This window comes from Sporofaciens musculi (assembly GCF_009830285.1).
GTDB classification, from domain to species: Bacteria; Bacillota; Clostridia; order Lachnospirales; family Lachnospiraceae; genus Sporofaciens; species Sporofaciens musculi.
The window spans coordinates 1,544,812-1,560,081 of the sequence record NZ_WUQX01000001.1 but is presented as its reverse complement, the minus strand read 5'-3'; the positions used below and the strand labels follow the sequence as shown (position 1 = coordinate 1,560,081).

12 protein-coding genes are annotated in these 15,270 nt (G+C 46.9%); 3 read left to right on the top strand and 9 right to left on the bottom strand.

Features of this window, described 5'->3' with window-relative positions; genetic code table 11:
* Window positions 1-92: 92 nt before the first annotated feature.
* The 7 genes from GN277_RS07710 to GN277_RS07680 form a co-directional block, all read right to left on the bottom strand.
* Window positions 93-1,076: an electron transfer flavoprotein subunit alpha/FixB family protein gene (locus GN277_RS07710; RefSeq protein ID WP_159750573.1), complete on the bottom strand. Its 984-nt coding sequence runs from the start codon at window positions 1,074-1,076 to the stop codon at window positions 93-95.
* 4 nt (window positions 1,077-1,080) lie between these two features.
* Window positions 1,081-1,872: an electron transfer flavoprotein subunit beta/FixA family protein gene (locus GN277_RS07705; protein WP_159750572.1), complete on the bottom strand. Its 792-nt coding sequence runs from the start codon at window positions 1,870-1,872 to the stop codon at window positions 1,081-1,083.
* Between the two features lie 9 nt (window positions 1,873-1,881).
* A complete protein-coding gene (locus GN277_RS07700; RefSeq protein ID WP_159750571.1) occupies window positions 1,882-3,042 on the bottom strand; it encodes an NAD(P)/FAD-dependent oxidoreductase in 1,161 nt (386 codons plus the stop codon).
* A 27-nt stretch (window positions 3,043-3,069) separates the two neighbouring features.
* Window positions 3,070-4,317: a Zn-dependent hydrolase gene (locus tag GN277_RS07695; RefSeq protein WP_159750570.1), complete on the bottom strand. Its 1,248-nt coding sequence runs from the start codon at window positions 4,315-4,317 to the stop codon at window positions 3,070-3,072.
* Between the two features lie 234 nt (window positions 4,318-4,551).
* Complete coding sequence (locus tag GN277_RS07690; RefSeq protein WP_159750569.1) at window positions 4,552-6,240, bottom strand: PucR family transcriptional regulator; 1,689 nt, start codon at window positions 6,238-6,240, stop codon at window positions 4,552-4,554.
* Window positions 6,241-6,344: 104 nt separating this feature from the next.
* The gene (locus GN277_RS07685) at window positions 6,345-8,822 is read right to left on the bottom strand and encodes a YhgE/Pip domain-containing protein (RefSeq protein WP_159750568.1); all 2,478 of its coding nucleotides are present in this window, start codon (window positions 8,820-8,822) and stop codon (window positions 6,345-6,347) included.
* A gap of 37 nt (window positions 8,823-8,859) precedes the next feature.
* Window positions 8,860-10,986 carry an efflux RND transporter permease subunit gene (locus GN277_RS07680; protein WP_159750567.1) on the bottom strand — a complete coding sequence of 709 codons (2,127 nt, stop codon included), beginning with the start codon at window positions 10,984-10,986 and terminating at the stop codon, window positions 8,860-8,862.
* Window positions 10,987-11,196: 210 nt separating this feature from the next.
* On the opposite strand from GN277_RS07680, the gene GN277_RS07675 reads away from it, so the two are divergent.
* Together GN277_RS07675 and GN277_RS07670 are read left to right on the top strand one after the other, a co-directional pair.
* Window positions 11,197-11,805: a TetR/AcrR family transcriptional regulator gene (locus tag GN277_RS07675; protein ID WP_159750566.1), complete on the top strand. Its 609-nt coding sequence runs from the start codon at window positions 11,197-11,199 to the stop codon at window positions 11,803-11,805.
* 21 nt (window positions 11,806-11,826) lie between these two features.
* A complete protein-coding gene (locus tag GN277_RS07670) occupies window positions 11,827-12,762 on the top strand; it encodes an AraC family transcriptional regulator (RefSeq protein WP_159750565.1) in 936 nt (311 codons plus the stop codon).
* Between the two features lie 12 nt (window positions 12,763-12,774).
* Here the strand turns inward: GN277_RS07670 and GN277_RS07665 are convergent, their stop codons facing one another.
* Together GN277_RS07665 and GN277_RS07660 are read right to left on the bottom strand one after the other, a co-directional pair.
* Window positions 12,775-13,176 (bottom strand): type II toxin-antitoxin system HicB family antitoxin, encoded by a 402-nt coding sequence (locus tag GN277_RS07665; RefSeq protein WP_159750564.1) that lies wholly within the window; start codon window positions 13,174-13,176, stop codon window positions 12,775-12,777.
* A 13-nt stretch (window positions 13,177-13,189) separates the two neighbouring features.
* On the bottom strand, window positions 13,190-13,375 hold the full coding sequence (locus GN277_RS07660) for a type II toxin-antitoxin system HicA family toxin (RefSeq protein WP_159750563.1): 186 nt from the start codon (window positions 13,373-13,375) through the stop codon (window positions 13,190-13,192).
* A 230-nt stretch (window positions 13,376-13,605) separates the two neighbouring features.
* Here GN277_RS07660 and GN277_RS07655 point away from each other — a divergent pair, with 230 nt between their 5' ends.
* Window positions 13,606-15,270 carry an alpha-glucosidase gene (locus tag GN277_RS07655; RefSeq protein WP_159750562.1) on the top strand — a complete coding sequence of 555 codons (1,665 nt, stop codon included), beginning with the start codon at window positions 13,606-13,608 and terminating at the stop codon, window positions 15,268-15,270.

Here is a 15,270-nt window from a genome sequence, read left to right as displayed (position 1 = left end):
AAAAGGAAAAGGGAATTGTACCGGCATCATAAGTTTCGCCTGACAATTCCCTTCTACCTTATGGCGTCATATCAAACCAGCAAAAACCTTCTCTAAAGCTTCAGATAGTTCTCCAAAACATCCTTTAAGTCAGCCGTAATTCCATAATCAGCAACACCATAGATTGCCGCGTCTTCATCCGTATTTACCGCCACGAACAGCTTTGTATCCTTAATGCCCTCCGTGTGCTGAATCGCACCGGACACGCCAAAGGAAATACAGATCTTCGGACGTATGGTAAGGCCGGTCTGCCCAATCTGGTGATTAAACGGAATCATCTCAGAATCTACCATCGGCCTTGTTCCGCCAATGGCTCCGCCAACTTTTTCTGCAAATTTTTCAAGCAGGGCAAAGTTATCATCCTCAAGAACACCTCTGCCGCCAACTACCACGACCTCTGCTCCAAGGATACTTCCTGTCTCGTTCTCTGCTGCTGCCTCCTCAATAATCTCTATCTTGGAATCTCCAACCTTGATATCATCAAAATACTCTATCTTCGCCTGGCCGCCTGCCGATTCTTCCTGGGGTGCATACACGCCTGGCCTTATGGTCATCATCTGGGGATAGTACCCGTCTCTCGTGATAATCGTTACGAAAACATTTTCACCAAAGGAGGGCTTATTCTGCCTGATATAGTAGGAACCGTCTTCCCTTGTTCCCACAAGAACCTCCGTACAGTCCGCCGTCATGCCGCAGCCTAACTTCATTGCCACCCGTGAAAAGATGGAACGTCCCTCTGGAGTCGCTGGAATCAGAACACTGGATGGGTCAATCTTCTTAAGCATTTCTGCGATCGCCTTGCTTACGGCGTCATCCTGCTGGGAACAGTCGCGCCCCGCCTTTACAGCGTAAATCTCCTCCACGCCAAGCTTGTCAAGGTCAGCTATGATACCGTCCGTATCCTCTGCCAGAACGATTGCCTGAATCTTCTCGCCAGTCGTCTTCTTTAACTCCTTAGCCGCTGAAACCAGTTCTGCAGCTACCGGCTCTAATTTACCCTTATAACTTTCTGCATAAACACAAATTCCATTAGCCATTGGTCTACTTTCCTTTCTCATCTTCAATCAGATCCTTAAGCTTCTTAGCAAGCTCTGCCGGCGTTCCACTAAGCATAGTCGCCTTTCTTCCCGCCTTTGGTGAGAATGAATCCACAACCGCTGTTGGGGAACCTGCAATACCAACCTCGTCAAGAGGAAGCCCCAGCTCTGCGTTGGTATAAGTCACAAGGGGCTTAGACTTCGCTGCACGTTTGGTACGAAGAGTTGCAAGACGCGGCTCATTGCAGCCGAAGTTAAATGAAATCATTGCCGGAAGCGCGCACTTAATGCTCAGCCGTTTGTCATGGAACTTCTTTACCGCCACGATCTTATCTGCCTCTGCCTCGTCATACTTCATTCCCTGCGCCTCTACCACATGAGGAATGTCGAGACAGTCAGCAACCATAGCGCCCACCTGTCCGGTAGCGCCGTCAGCCGACAATGCGCCTCCGAGAATCAGGTCGAATTCACCGTATTTCTTGATTGCCGCTGCCAGTACCTTGGCAGTCGCAACCGTATCTCCGCCCGCAACGGCTCTGTCTGTTACCAGACAAGCTTCGTCGCATCCAAGCGCCATCCCATCTCTTAATGCCTTTTCTGCATCCGGCGGTCCCATGGTAAATACCACAACCTTTCCGCCCGTCTGCTCTTTCAGAAGCATGGCCTCCTCAATGGCATTTAAATCAGCCGGATTCACCATCCCTTCTGAGCTGGCCCGCACAAGTGCATGAGTCTTGGGATCTACGGATACATCATTTGAAACCGGAACCTGTTTAATAAGAACTGCTATATTCATGATTTCCTCCTACAAAAGACGCTTAAATGCCCAATTCTCCAGTAATGGTGTGCTCTCGCCGCGCATAATCAGTTTTGCCAGATCCCTTGTTGCAGCCGGTGCCTCGATAACGCCGTTTCCGCCGTATCCTGTGGAAAGCATGTAACCTTCAACCGGCGTCTCGCCTAAGATTGGCCAAAAGTCCTTCGGCTCTGCACGGTAGGATAACCAGGAGGATACTAATCCGCTGTCTACGATTCCAGGAACCTTTGCCTCTAACTGGTCAAGCAGGAAGTCGATGAAGTAGTCGTCTGTTCCGCCTGTCGCCGGTAATTTATCTGGATCCCACTGTCCAGCATGCATCGGGTTGCTTAAGTCCATAGATAAGTGTGACTTACAGATAAAGATGTTGTCCCCTGCCCGCAGTCCGTAGAACTCTGGATATTTCAGTACAGGGAAGGTGTAGTCAAGCTTCTTTCCCGGAGGGCATAAGAAGAAGGCTTCTGCCTTGGTGTGCCAAATCGGTACGTCTAATCCTACCATCTCGCCTGTAAACTTACTCCAGGGACCTGTACAGTCAACAACTACGTCAAATTCATATTCCTGGCCGTCGTCCGTCTTAAGTCCTTTTACCTTCTTATTCTCTACCACAACCTCTGTCACCTTAACGCCGGTCTTAACCACGCCGCCGTTTTTCTGAAACTTCTTTGCATATGTATTAGAAATCATGGTTCCGTCAAAATATCCGTCGTCTGCAGTATAGCCTGCGCCAAGAATATTGTCTGTGGAGATGTCCGGCAGAATCTCTTTGATGCGGTCTTTGTCTGTTATGTACTCCCCTGTGTAGCCTGCTGCCTTTGCAAGAGCGATACCTGTCTTAATGACTTTTTCTACCTCCTCGTTGGTAGCAACAACCAGCGTTCCAGTCTTATCGAAGCCTGCGGACCCTTTCTCCTCTGCCTCCATCTTGAGGTAAGACTCGAAGCCGTAAAGTCTTACGTCCCAATACCTGTTCTTGAGAGAATCATCAAACAGACATACCGTTCCTGCTGATTTTGCTGTGGAAGCTCCTCCGATGGTATCCTTCTCAAATACGATTACCTCTGCTTCTCCATCATAAAGACTTAAATGATAACCGAGCGCTGTTCCAGAAATGCCTCCGCCGATGATACCTATTTTTTTCTTTGCCATAGTGATTACCTTCCTTCTTTTTTATTTTTAACATGGTTTTTCCATGTTATCTACATTTAAAACAGTCTTTAAAAGTACATTGCATCCATTTTCAATATCCCCATCCTCCGTAAACTCATATCTGGAATGGCTGATTCCTTTTTCGCTTGGGACAAAAATCATTCCTGTGGGGAATACGCTTGTCATAATCAGAGAGTCATGGAAGGCGCCGCTTGGAATCACGCTGTAGTCAATGCCAAGCTCCTTTACCGCCTGCTCTATGCTTCCCTTCACCCACTTTGACATTGGCGCCGGTTCGTGAAAGGATGTGGGGACAAATGTATAGGAAACTCCATATTTCTTACAGATGTCCCCCAGGGATGCCTGCAGTTTTTGTTCGATCAGAGTCATAACTTTTGCGTCTTGATCCCTAATCTCCAGGCTGAATGTGCAGGTGCCTGGAATTACATTAACAGAATGGGGCGTCACTTTTATCGTGCCTACAGTTGCAACGGTAAATTCATTGCCATATTCTGTTGTAACCTCTGGTATGTTGTTAATAAATCCTGCTGCCGCCACCAGCGCGTCTTTGCGGTCAGCCATAGCTGTGCTTCCGGCGTGGTTCGCCTCGCCGGTCACTGTAACGTCGTAACGGTTTACGCCTGCGATGGAGGATACGACTCCCACAGACGTGTGGGTCTTATATAGCCTTGCCCCCTGCTCCACATGGAGTTCTATAAAACAATGAACTGATTCAGGGTCTTTTGCCGCCTTTAGCATATTGGCGCTGGTGATGCCATAAGACTGCATGACCTTTCCTCTTTCTTCTCCGTAAATATCTAACTCTGAATCGCTGACTTCTGGATTCTGACCGCAGATGCCGCTGCTTCCGGTGAGTCCTTTGCCAAAACGGAAGCCTTCCTCATCGGTAAACACAATCACTTCAATAGGATGCTTGGGAACATATCCCTCCTCCTTGAAGGTCTCACAGACCTCAAGACCTCCCACGCAGCCAAGAACCCCGTCATACTTACCTCCATCCGGTACAGTATCTAAGTGAGAGCCCATAAGGATTGCCGGAAGGCTGTCGTCCTGCCCTGCCATACGGCAGATTAGGTTGCCCGCCTCGTCAATCCTGCATGTCATGCCAAGCTTTTGGGCCCAGGAGGCAAAGAGTTTTCTTCCTTTTACATCCTCTGGGGAAAATGCCATTCTTGTAAAGGTTCCATCTTCCTTTTTTCCGCACTGGTAGATCTCCTCTAACCGAGAAACAACTCTTTTTCCATTTGCTTTCATAGTTGCTGCTTCTTCCTCCTTTCCTCATTCAGCACATTTCACAAATTTATATATATAAATATAGTGAAATTGCATAGAAGAATTCTATTAGAACTATAAATCTTATCTATAGTTCACATTATAGATAAATAATTAACAATATACATTGGAGAATCAGGATAAAAAAGGAGATATTCTTTATCCATTTTGGACAAAAAATATCTCCGGTTAATGACCTGTACGGTCTTCTGCGCATTATTTCTTCATATTCTCTATCATTCTATATACAATAAGTCCAATTCTTACCGCCAGCACCTCGCTTGCATTATTCATGTCAATCCCTGTGATTTTAACAATTCTGTCAATACGGTAGGCCGCTGTCTTGTAATGGATAAAAAGCTCCTGGGCCGTCTTCGTCAAGTTCTGGTTCCTATCAAGGTATGTATTCAAAGTAAGAATCAGTTCCTGCCTCTGCTGCTTCTTATAATGAAGCAGCTTCTGGAGCGACTCTGGAATGTATTCATAAAGCTCCTCCGGATTGTCTGCCTTGCATAGAAGCTTAAAGATTCCCATATCGGAGAAAAATACGATATGATGGCTTTGTTCTGCATTTGGTTTCTCGAAAATATTGATAAATTCCAGAGAGTCCCTGGCCTCTTTAAAGCTGTCCGAGAGTTTTAGGACTCCCTCTACTTCCTTTCCAACCCCTGCACGCACCTTAAGATTTTTATTTTTCTGGCAGATTCTCTTTTGAATCTTCTCCACCGTATTTTTCAACTCCTTACGGTAATCCTCCTGCTTCTGCTCTTGACTGATCTGCTGAATGACAATCACCTGATCCACGTCGTTTCTGACTCTGACGTCCTCGAACTCATTTACGACTGCGTCCCGCAGGATACTGTCAAACTTGAACTGCTCGTTAAGCTTCTCGAATGTTCCCGCACCCTCGTTCCACAGCTTAAAGAGCAGTACGCGGTAATTTGCGTCAAGGGGGATACCTAGCTGCTTAACCTCTCTTTCCAGCTCCTTGCGGGTATGAATATTACCATTTAAAATCTGGGTGATAATGTCATTCTGGAACTTTTCTTCTAATTCCTCCACCGAATGTTGGCGAAACATCTCCTGTTTGAGCGCTGTCACCCCATTCTCGATTGCAATATCATCCATATCCCCAAAGGGACTTACGGAGGCTGTTATAACTAGGTAAACCCTGCGATTATACATGACGCGCCACTTTACGATGAATTGCTCATACTCGTCGCAAGCCTCCTTTGTCAGTATAACTTTCTGTTTCAGATACGTATAGTTAGAATAGAACTTTGGCTGGTACTCCTTTGCCCTGTCCGATATAGCCATCTCAGTCTTACACCCTTCCGTTCCCGCCAAATAGTCCATATTCTGGTTAAAGAGCGCCACCGGATTGTCAATCAGCTTCTCAAGGACATCCAGAATCTTCTGGATGCTGTCCTCCCCTGAGCCGCGGGAGAACGCCAACGCCGTAAAGTTGTCATGGGTGGTCTTAAAATACTTAAGCCTGCGGACTTCTTCGTTAAAAAGACGCTCCAGAATAGGTCTTAAGATTTCTCGAAAAGACAGCTCAAAAGCCACCTCCAAAACCGGAACCGCATATTTTTCTGCAAAATCCAGTATATACTTTACCTTTTCTTCAATATGCTCAACATCGTTTCCCCGCTTAATCACAATAGCGCTTACCTTTTTTTGCGCCAGTTCCTGAAAATAACTGTCGAATTCCTCTGCTGTACAGAACTGGAACGCATAGAATCTCGTCAGCAGCACTTCTCCGCCGCTTATAAACTTCACAATGTCCGGCGCTTCTATAATCGTAGCGCCCTTAATCTCATTGCCAAGGCCTGCCGCACCCCCCAGAAGCTTTGCACCGCTGAAAATGTCGATGTTCAGCATTTCTTCTACATTTAATCCCATAATGTACCTTTCTCCTGCCTTGTGAGGTATAGAATCTATATCAATCTGTACATGCTCTATTTTATCACATGGGATGCGGCTCTACAATCGAAAAAACTTTTCTCTTATTTTTCAACGCCCTTTGTTTCAATAATAAACTTGGTGCTTCCGTCCATTCCTTCTCTGATTCCTGCAAAAGACTTATAATTCTTTCCAAGATCTGACATGGCGTCAATCCGAGAGCGTACCGACTGTATATCATTGTCGAACACGTCGGTCAGCTTATCGATGCCGGAGGTCTTGAATTCTGACATTCCGTCGGCAAGCTGTCTGTTTCCGTCAGCTAACGCTCCTGCGCCGTCGGCAAGCTGTTGATTTCCGTCTGCCAGCGTACCTGCGCCTGCAAAAAGCTGCTCATTTCCCTCTGACAGCGCTCCTGCGCCTGCCGCCAAACGCTGGTTTCCGCTAAGCAGCGCTCCTGCGCCTGCAAAAAGCTGCTCATTTCCCTCTGACAGCGCTCCTGCGCCTGCCGCCAACTGCTGGTTTCCATCTGCCAGCGTGTCGGCTCCTACTGAAAGCGCGTTCACTCCATTTGCAAGCCCATTGATTCCGGCAAGCAACTGTGGGCCGCTGTTCTTTAACTGATTGGCTCCGCCCGTCAACTGGTCATTTTTGCTGGTCAATTCTGCCGCCCCCTGGGAAAGCTCTGAAACGCCTCCGGATAACTGTGAAGCCCCTCCGGATAAGGCAGCCGCCCCTTCGTTAATCGCGGCCAATCCATTCTTCAAATCCAAAGAACCAGTATTCAACTGACTCACAAGCCCTCCAAGCGTCGTGGAGGCGTCTGATCCGCCGGCTGCCGAAGCCGCATTGATATAAGACTGAGCGTTATTAATCTCTGACATGGCATAGCTAATCTCTGCCGAAGGGTCAAAGCGGCTTACGGAGACGGCGCTGACGTAGCTGTCAATCATTGCCTGTATTTCTGCCGCGCTCACCTCTGCGCCTACCATGTTTGCAATAGCTGCTGCCGCCTCCGATGTACCGGTAACCGCAAATTGCTGTGACGCTGTGTCCGCACCTGCAAGTGCATTTGCCGCATTGACAAGAGAGCTCTCTGCCGCGCCGAGATTCCCTGCCAGATTACCCGCCGTATTTTCAATATTATTTATGGCCTGAGCCAAAGCCGCGCATCCGTCTGCCAATGTACAGGCGCCAGAATAGGCTGCCTCAACGCTTCCTTTGAGCTTCTCAGCTCCCGCCGCCAACTCCTTTGCGCCATTTTCTGTTTCCCCGATTCCATTTGCCAGACTGCTCACACCGCTGGTATAAGCGTTTACGCCGTCCGCCAGGCTGTTTACGCCAGTCGCAAGCTCACCGCTTTTACTGTTCAGCTCATTTACACCTGCTGACAATGTCTTTGCACCGTCCGCCAACTCCTTCGCGCCTTTTGCGGCGCTCTTTGACCCATCCGCCAATGTCTTAGCGCCGTCAGCAGCCTCCTTTGTTCCCTTAAAAAGCTGATCCGCACCGTCAGACGCTTCCTTCGCGCCGTCCGCCAACTCCTTCGCGCCGTCAGACGCTTCCTTCGCGCCGTCCGCCAACTCCTTCGCGCCGCTTACAGCCATCTTCGTCCCATCAGCAAGCTGACTCGCGCCGTCAGACGCTTCTTTTGAACCCTCCTCAAGCTTTTCGGAAGCATCCTCAAGCTCATGGATGGAATCCTTAAGACTGTCAAAATCATGGACGTCGCTTAAATCAAACTCCTCCATAATCTCTGCGGAAGCCACTGTAACCGTAGGCCCCACAGAGGCATCCTTTACGTCCGCCGTAATGGTGACGCTCTCTGGAATATCCAAATCCAGTTCTTTTAACTTCAGATTTTCAGTAAGCCCTGGGAATCCAAGCCCTACCACAATATTTTTATCCGCGTCCGACATAATCTTTCCGTTGTCGATGGTCACGTTGGTATACTCATCCGTTGGCAGCATCATGGAGGTCACCATGGTAAAGGGAGTATACATCTCCACAGGCTCGCCGTCAATCTCTACCTGCTCTTTTAGGTGGTTCTTGTAATCAATATGAATCTCCAGCTTACCGTCTTTTCCTGCCAAATCCTCCGCTTTGATATCTTTCCCGTCTAATTTGTAGGAAATGCTCACATCAACAGGAAGCTTTTCATCTGTGGTGCCCTGATAATAGATATCGCTGCCCTCTGACCTCCATGTAAGCTCTTGGCCGTTTCCCTTGGCGAATTCCTCCTCGCCCTTGATATTCCTGATATCCTTTAATCCGGAAACATCCGCAAGTTCTCCGTTCTCCGGATTCTTAAGCCACTCGGTCACCGTAGTCTTGCTGACGTTTCCCGCGGTATCTGCTTTCACGTACACAGATTCCTCCTTGAACATTCCGCCCTCCACGCCGCCATCTTCGGTTTGGTTTTCCTCAAGCACGGCATTGGCGGCCCCTTCAAGAGCCTGTGTAGTCTCCTCCTTAGCCATAACTTGTGTACCTGCCTCCTGATATCCATAGGCGCCTGCCACTCCCACTGTCATAACAACTGCCATAGCGCCCGCCATTACCCGTTTTCTGTTTCTATTCATAAATATTACCTCCTAAAATCTACCTTCCTGCATTGTTCTATATACTGCTGTTCGGACATTCCTTCATAGACCCCTTATGCTTACTACTGCCCTTTTCCTCTTTTGGCAGAAAGCCCCGACTGGTCTTTACGATTACCTTATCAAATACCATAAACATTGACGGCAGAATCAGCACAACCACAACCATACTGACGACGGCGCCTCTAGCCATTAAAATGCACAGAGAGCTGATCATATCAATATTTGAAAACAAACCTACTCCCACTGTCGCTGCAAAGAAGCTGAACGCGCTTACCATAATGGACTGGGCCGACGCCTGGTGGGCAATCGTAACTGCATCGTATTTGCTTCTACCCTGACTTCTCTCCCGCTTATACCTTGTAGTCATAAGAATAGCGTAATCCACAGTAGAGCCAAGCTGTATGGTTCCGATTACGATAGACGCCACAAAGGGCAGCGTCGTTCCCGTATAGAAGGGGATTCCCATATTGACAAAGATTGCAAATTCGATTACTCCCACCAAAATAATCGGAAGGGACAAGGACTGGAACAAGAACAATATAATGATGAAAATGATTCCGATGGATACCACGCTCACCGTCTTGAAATCTTTATCCGTAATCGTAATCAAGTCCGCTGTCAGCGGCCCTTCCCCTACCAGCATCGCCCTCTCGTCGTACTCATCCATAATGTCGTTAATCTCGTCAATCTGCCGGTTGACTTCATCGGACGCTACCTTGTATAAGGAATTGACCATCACCATCTGATACTTTTCTGACTTCAGCATACCTGTAATGGATTCTGGAAGCATATCTGAGGGAACCCCAGGTCCTACCAGCTTATCTAACCCTAACGCCCACTTTACTCCGTCCACCATCTCAATCTCTTTCAGCATCCTCCCCACATCCGAGGACGGCACTGAACTGTCCAGCAACAGAATATGAGTGGTATTCATCTCGTAATCTTCCTTTAGCTTCTCATTTGCAATGATACTGGGAAGGTCTTTTGGAAGCGTCTCATCCAGATTATAGTAAACCCCTGTGTGATTATTTCCATATACTGCCGGAACCAGCAGAATGAGAAATGCAGCCACATACCAGAGATAACGCTTTGTAACCTTCTCCGACAGCCTTCCGATATCCGGAAGCAGAGGCTTATGCTTGGTTTTTTCAATGATTTTATCACAACACAGAATCATGGACGGGAGAACCGTAACACAGGCAATCACGCCGAAAACCACGCCCTTGGCCATAACTACTCCGATATCCAGCCCCAACGTAAAGCTCATGAAGCACAGTGCGATAAATCCGGCAACCGTTGTGACCGAGCTTCCTACCACAGAGGAAAACGTATGGGAGATTGCGTGGGCCATCGCCCGTTTCTTATCCCCGTCGAACCGAACCTGCTGTTCCTCGTAGCTGTGCATCAGGAAAATGGAGTAATCCAGTGTGACGCCCAGCTGTAATACTGCTGCCAGAGCCTTCGTAATATAAGAAATCTCCCCCAGGAAATAATTGCTTCCCAGATTATAGAGAATCGCCATTCCGATACTAAGCAGAAACAGAACCGGAACGAAGAAGGATTCCATTGTAATTCCTAAGACCAGTACTGCCAGCACAACCGCAATCAACACGTAGAGAGGAGTTTCCTTCTCCGCAAGATTCTTGGTATCAGTTACAATGGCAGACATTCCGCTTAAGAAGCACTGTTTCCCCGCAAGCTTACGAATCTCCCCGATGGCGTCCATGGTCCCGTCGGAGGAGGTTCCCTCATCAAAGAAGATTGCCATCATCGTCCCTGTATCCGAATTAAAGACCTCATAGAGTTCATCCGGCAGCATACTTTCCGGAACCGAGATATCCATCACAGAGTCATACCACAGGACGTTCTCCACATGGTCAATCTCTTCAATATCTTTCTTCAGCTTCACAATATCCTTATTCTCCATGCCGTCCACAATAAACATGGAAAATGCACCCGTCCCGAAATCTTCTACCATGATATCCTGCCCCTTCATGGTCTCAATATCCTTCGGCAGATACGTCAGAACATCATAATTCACTCTGGTGTTCACATACCCCAGTACAGAAGGAATTAGCAGCAATATACTGACAACTAATATCGGTACTCTAAACTTCACCACTTTTTTACCAAACTGAACCATACTCACCTGCTCCTTTTCTATTTCTGACTAATAGTCATTTCTTACAATATGCACTATACAACAAAAATGACTAATAGTCAATACTTATTTCAAAAAAATTGACTTTTAGTCATTCTATTTAAAAACACTTGAAAATTCACGACTTTTCTGGTTATAATATGAATGAATACTGTTTTATTGGATGTCAAAAGAAAGGATTATCGAATTATAATGGGGAAAATTGACGAGAATAAAAAAAAGAAAAAAGAGACGCTCTTTAACAGCGCCTACGACCTCTTTATCACAAAGGGCATCAACTCCACAGCCATCTCCGATATTGTGGAAAAGGCGGGAGTTGCAAAGGGTACCTTCTACCTGTATTTTAAAGACAAATATGACATCCGCAACAAGCTGATCGCCCACAAGACCCATGAGTTGTTTCATGAAGCCAAAATTGCCCTTGACCACGCGCCAGAGCCGATTACGGGGCTGGACGAGCAGTTAATCTTCATTATCAATCATATTATAGATACTCTGGTTCTCAACACCCCCCTTTTGAATTTTATCTCCAAGAATCTGGTCATGGGGGCGCTGCGGTCTGTACTTTTGACTGGGGAGCATTCTGACACGGACTTTTTTGAACTTTTTCTGGACATGGTGCATCAGGATTCCTATGAGTACGAAGATATTGAAGTCATGCTTTTTACCATTGTAGAGCTTGCAGGGTCCGCCGGCTATAACTCCATTCTATACAAAGAACCCCTTCCTATTGAACAGTATAAGCCGTTTCTTTACCGTTCAGTCCGGCTGATTATCGACAGCCACCGTGTTAAAAATTAATATGGCAAGAAGGAGATTCTCATGCAGCTACTGTCACCCACATTAAAAGAAATCAGCCTCCACGGCACAAAATCATTTCCCTGCGCCATCTACCATACCCGTTCCACTGGCAAAGGAACCCTAGTCAAGCACCACTGGCACGACGAGGTGGAAATCCTATACTTCTCCGATGGGGAATTCCGTCTGGAAATCAACATGGAGCAATATTTTGTCCCTTCGGAGGCGCTGTACTTCATCAACCCTGGCGAACTGCACAGCATTTACACGGAAAAAACAAGCGACTCCGGAGAGGACGCCATCGTCTTTTCTCTGGACACCCTAAGCTTTGACTCTTACGATGCCGCACAGATGCAGCTCATACAGCCCATTCAAAACGGCAAAATGCTGTTTCCACGCTGTCTGCTGCCCGACCATCCCGGCTTCCTCTCTGTACGAAATGCATTCCTTGAAACCATGCATTCCTTTGGGCATACGCCAAGCAAGGAGACCTTCCTGGAAAACGGTGTAGTCACAGACGACCTGACCAACCAGCTATTTATCAAGTCCTCTCTCCTTCGCATCCTGGCCGTCCTGTCACGCTATCAGCTCTTTACGCCTACGGAGAAGAATCTGGACAAACGGGTGGAAGGGATTAAGACTGTCCTTACTTATATCAGGGAGAATTATAAAGAGAAGATCTACATTCAAGACCTGGCGGCGCAGGTGCATATGAACGAGCAGTATTTCTGCCGGTTTTTTAAAAAATCCATCGGGCGCTCCCCCATGGAATATCTCAATGAATACCGCATCAAACAAGCGATGCGGCTTCTGAAGGAGACAGACCTGCCTGTGATGGAGGTCTGCCTGGAATGTGGATATAATAATCTGGGAAATTTTCTCCGCGCCTTTAAGAAGCATACAGAGACGACTCCTCTGAAATACCGGAACCATTCTCATGAGGATGGGAAATCCTTCTGAGCAGAACAAACGTTATCTTCCTGCGTTTATTTTGCTCAGAAGCGCCTCCTGCAATACCTGTGAGAAGTTCACCCCCAATGCCATGGCTTCCTCATTCAGCCATTCTGGTATGGTCAATGTCTTTTTGACAGCTTTATTATTATGCAGCTTTGCATATTCTATGGTGTCGCATGCTATATCATTCACAAAATCTTGCTCCGATTCAAGTTGAAGCATATTCCGCGCGGATGGTTTGGGAATCTCTTTTCCTTCTCTTTCATAATCATACAGTACATATGCAAGGACATCCTCTGCCATAACGATTGCGTCGTTTAAGTCGTCGCCGCAGGTATAACATCCTTCCAAATCCGGAAACCATACCGAAAATCCTGTTTCTTCCTGTGTAAAAATCGCAGGATATACATATTTTGCCATACTTTATGCCTCCTTACTTTAACCCCGCATCTTTTAAAATCCTATTTGCTGTACCACTTGGAATTTCTTTACTTCCATGCCTTGGAATCCTGATATCTCTCCCCGTCTTTGTGCTGTACCATTTATCATGTTCTTTACCATGTTCTACGAAAAAACATCCATTCTTCTTTAAAAGCTTTATAAGTTCCGATGTCTTCATTATATCCTCCTTTCATTATATTATGACACGTATTAACACGTGTGTCAAAGTTTTTTTAACTAATAGTGTGAAGCATCAGTCTAATATCCCTATATCAATCAACAAAAGTCAAAATATCGTAATTTTTAATCAGATAAGTATAAGACATTTTCCCCATATGCGATTATAATGAATTACATAGAATTGATAGTTTTTATGAAATGAAATACAGCAATGACGGAGGTATGGTTATGACGAAAAAATGGTGGCATGATAAGGTAGCCTATCAAATCTATCCAAAGAGCTTCTGCGATTCCAACGGGGACGGAATCGGAGATATTCCTGGAATCATCAGCAAATTAGACTATTTACAAGACTTGGGAGTTGACATTATCTGGCTCTCCCCCTGTTATCCTTCCCCTCTTGCAGACGAAGGGTACGATATTTCTGATTATTATGATATTGACCCCCGCTTCGGCGCCATGGCAGATATGGAGAAGTTGTTGGAGGAAGCAAAAAAACGGAATATGTACATCCTGATGGACCTGGTGGTGAACCACTGCTCCGACGAACACGAGTGGTTCAAGAAGGCCTGCCAGGACCCAGACGGAAAATACGGAAACTTCTTCTACTTAAGAGATAAAAAAGAGGGGGAGCTTCCCACCAACTGGCGCTCTTACTTCGGCGGCCCTGTCTGGGAGGACCTTCCTGGCACAGACAAGCAATACCTTCATGTATTCCACAAGAAGCAGCCGGATTTAAACTGGGAGAACCCCAAGCTTCGCGAGGAGGTCTACAAGAACATCAACTGGTGGCTTGACAAAGGACTTGGCGGCTTCCGTATTGACGCAATCATCAACATCAAGAAGGCTCTGCCTTTTAGAAGCTACGAGCCGGACCGTAAGGACGGGCTGTGCAATATCCAGACCATGCTAAAAGAGGCTAAGGGCATCGGTGAATTTTTAGGAGAGATGCGCGACCGCACCTTCAAAAACTATGACGCCTTTTCCGTAGGCGAGGTATTTAACGAAAAGCCTGAGGAGATTCCTGATTTTATCGGTGAAAACGGCTACTTCTCCAGTATGTTCGATTTTAACGAGACGATTTTCGGAACCAGTGAAAAAGGCTGGTACGACGCAAAGCCAATCACGCCGGACGACTATAAACGGTGCTGCTTCGAGTCACAGGCTAAAATCGGTGACATTGGTTTTCTCTCCAACATCATCGAAAACCACGACGAGCCCCGCGGGGTCAGCCGTTATATCCCTGAGGGAGAATGCTGCCCACAGAGCAAGAAGCTTCTTGCCGCCCTGAACTTTATGTTAAGAGGACTGCCGTTTATCTATCAGGGACAGGAGATTGGAATGGAGAATGTACCCTTCTCCTCCATCGATGAAGTGGACGATATCTCCACGCTGGATGAATACCAGGTTGCTCTGGACGCAGGGTTATCTCCTGCCGACGCCTTAAAGGTGGTAGCAAAATTCAGCCGTGACAACGCCCGTACCCCAATGCAGTGGTCCGACGAAGCAAACGCAGGCTTCACCACAGGTAAGCCCTGGTTAAAGGTGAATCCCAATTACACTGCAATCAATGCCAAGAGCCAGCTTAGCGACCCTGATTCTGTCAGAAGCTTTTACAAGAAACTGATCGCCCTGCGCAAGAATCCAGAGTATAAGGAGACGGTTGTTTACGGCGCTTTAGAACCATATCTTGAAGATACCCATAATCTGATGGCTTATTACCGCAAGGGGGATAAGACTCTCCTGGTAATCGGAAACTATCAGATGGAGGCTCAGGCCGTAGAGCTTCCTTCTGAATATAAGAAGGTGTTGCTGAACAACGATGCCGATCTTGCTTTGGAAGGGTTGACTCTGAAGCTAAAGGGATACCAGGTTATTATTTTAGAAATGTAA

Coding starts and splice junctions, on each gene's coding strand:
- GN277_RS07710 (WP_159750573.1), bottom strand. CDS start 1,076: ATGGCTAATGGAATTTGTGTTTATGCAGAAAGTTATAAGGGTAAATTA.
- GN277_RS07705 (WP_159750572.1), bottom strand. CDS start 1,872: ATGAATATAGCAGTTCTTATTAAACAGGTTCCGGTTTCAAATGATGTA.
- GN277_RS07700 (WP_159750571.1), bottom strand. CDS start 3,042: ATGGCAAAGAAAAAAATAGGTATCATCGGCGGAGGCATTTCTGGAACA.
- GN277_RS07695 (WP_159750570.1), bottom strand. CDS start 4,317: ATGAAAGCAAATGGAAAAAGAGTTGTTTCTCGGTTAGAGGAGATCTAC.
- GN277_RS07690 (WP_159750569.1), bottom strand. CDS start 6,240: ATGGGATTAAATGTAGAAGAAATGCTGAACATCGACATTTTCAGCGGT.
- GN277_RS07685 (WP_159750568.1), bottom strand. CDS start 8,822: ATGAATAGAAACAGAAAACGGGTAATGGCGGGCGCTATGGCAGTTGTT.
- GN277_RS07680 (WP_159750567.1), bottom strand. CDS start 10,986: ATGGTTCAGTTTGGTAAAAAAGTGGTGAAGTTTAGAGTACCGATATTA.
- GN277_RS07675 (WP_159750566.1), top strand. CDS start 11,197: ATGGGGAAAATTGACGAGAATAAAAAAAAGAAAAAAGAGACGCTCTTT.
- GN277_RS07670 (WP_159750565.1), top strand. CDS start 11,827: ATGCAGCTACTGTCACCCACATTAAAAGAAATCAGCCTCCACGGCACA.
- GN277_RS07665 (WP_159750564.1), bottom strand. CDS start 13,176: ATGGCAAAATATGTATATCCTGCGATTTTTACACAGGAAGAAACAGGA.
- GN277_RS07660 (WP_159750563.1), bottom strand. CDS start 13,375: ATGAAGACATCGGAACTTATAAAGCTTTTAAAGAAGAATGGATGTTTT.
- GN277_RS07655 (WP_159750562.1), top strand. CDS start 13,606: ATGACGAAAAAATGGTGGCATGATAAGGTAGCCTATCAAATCTATCCA.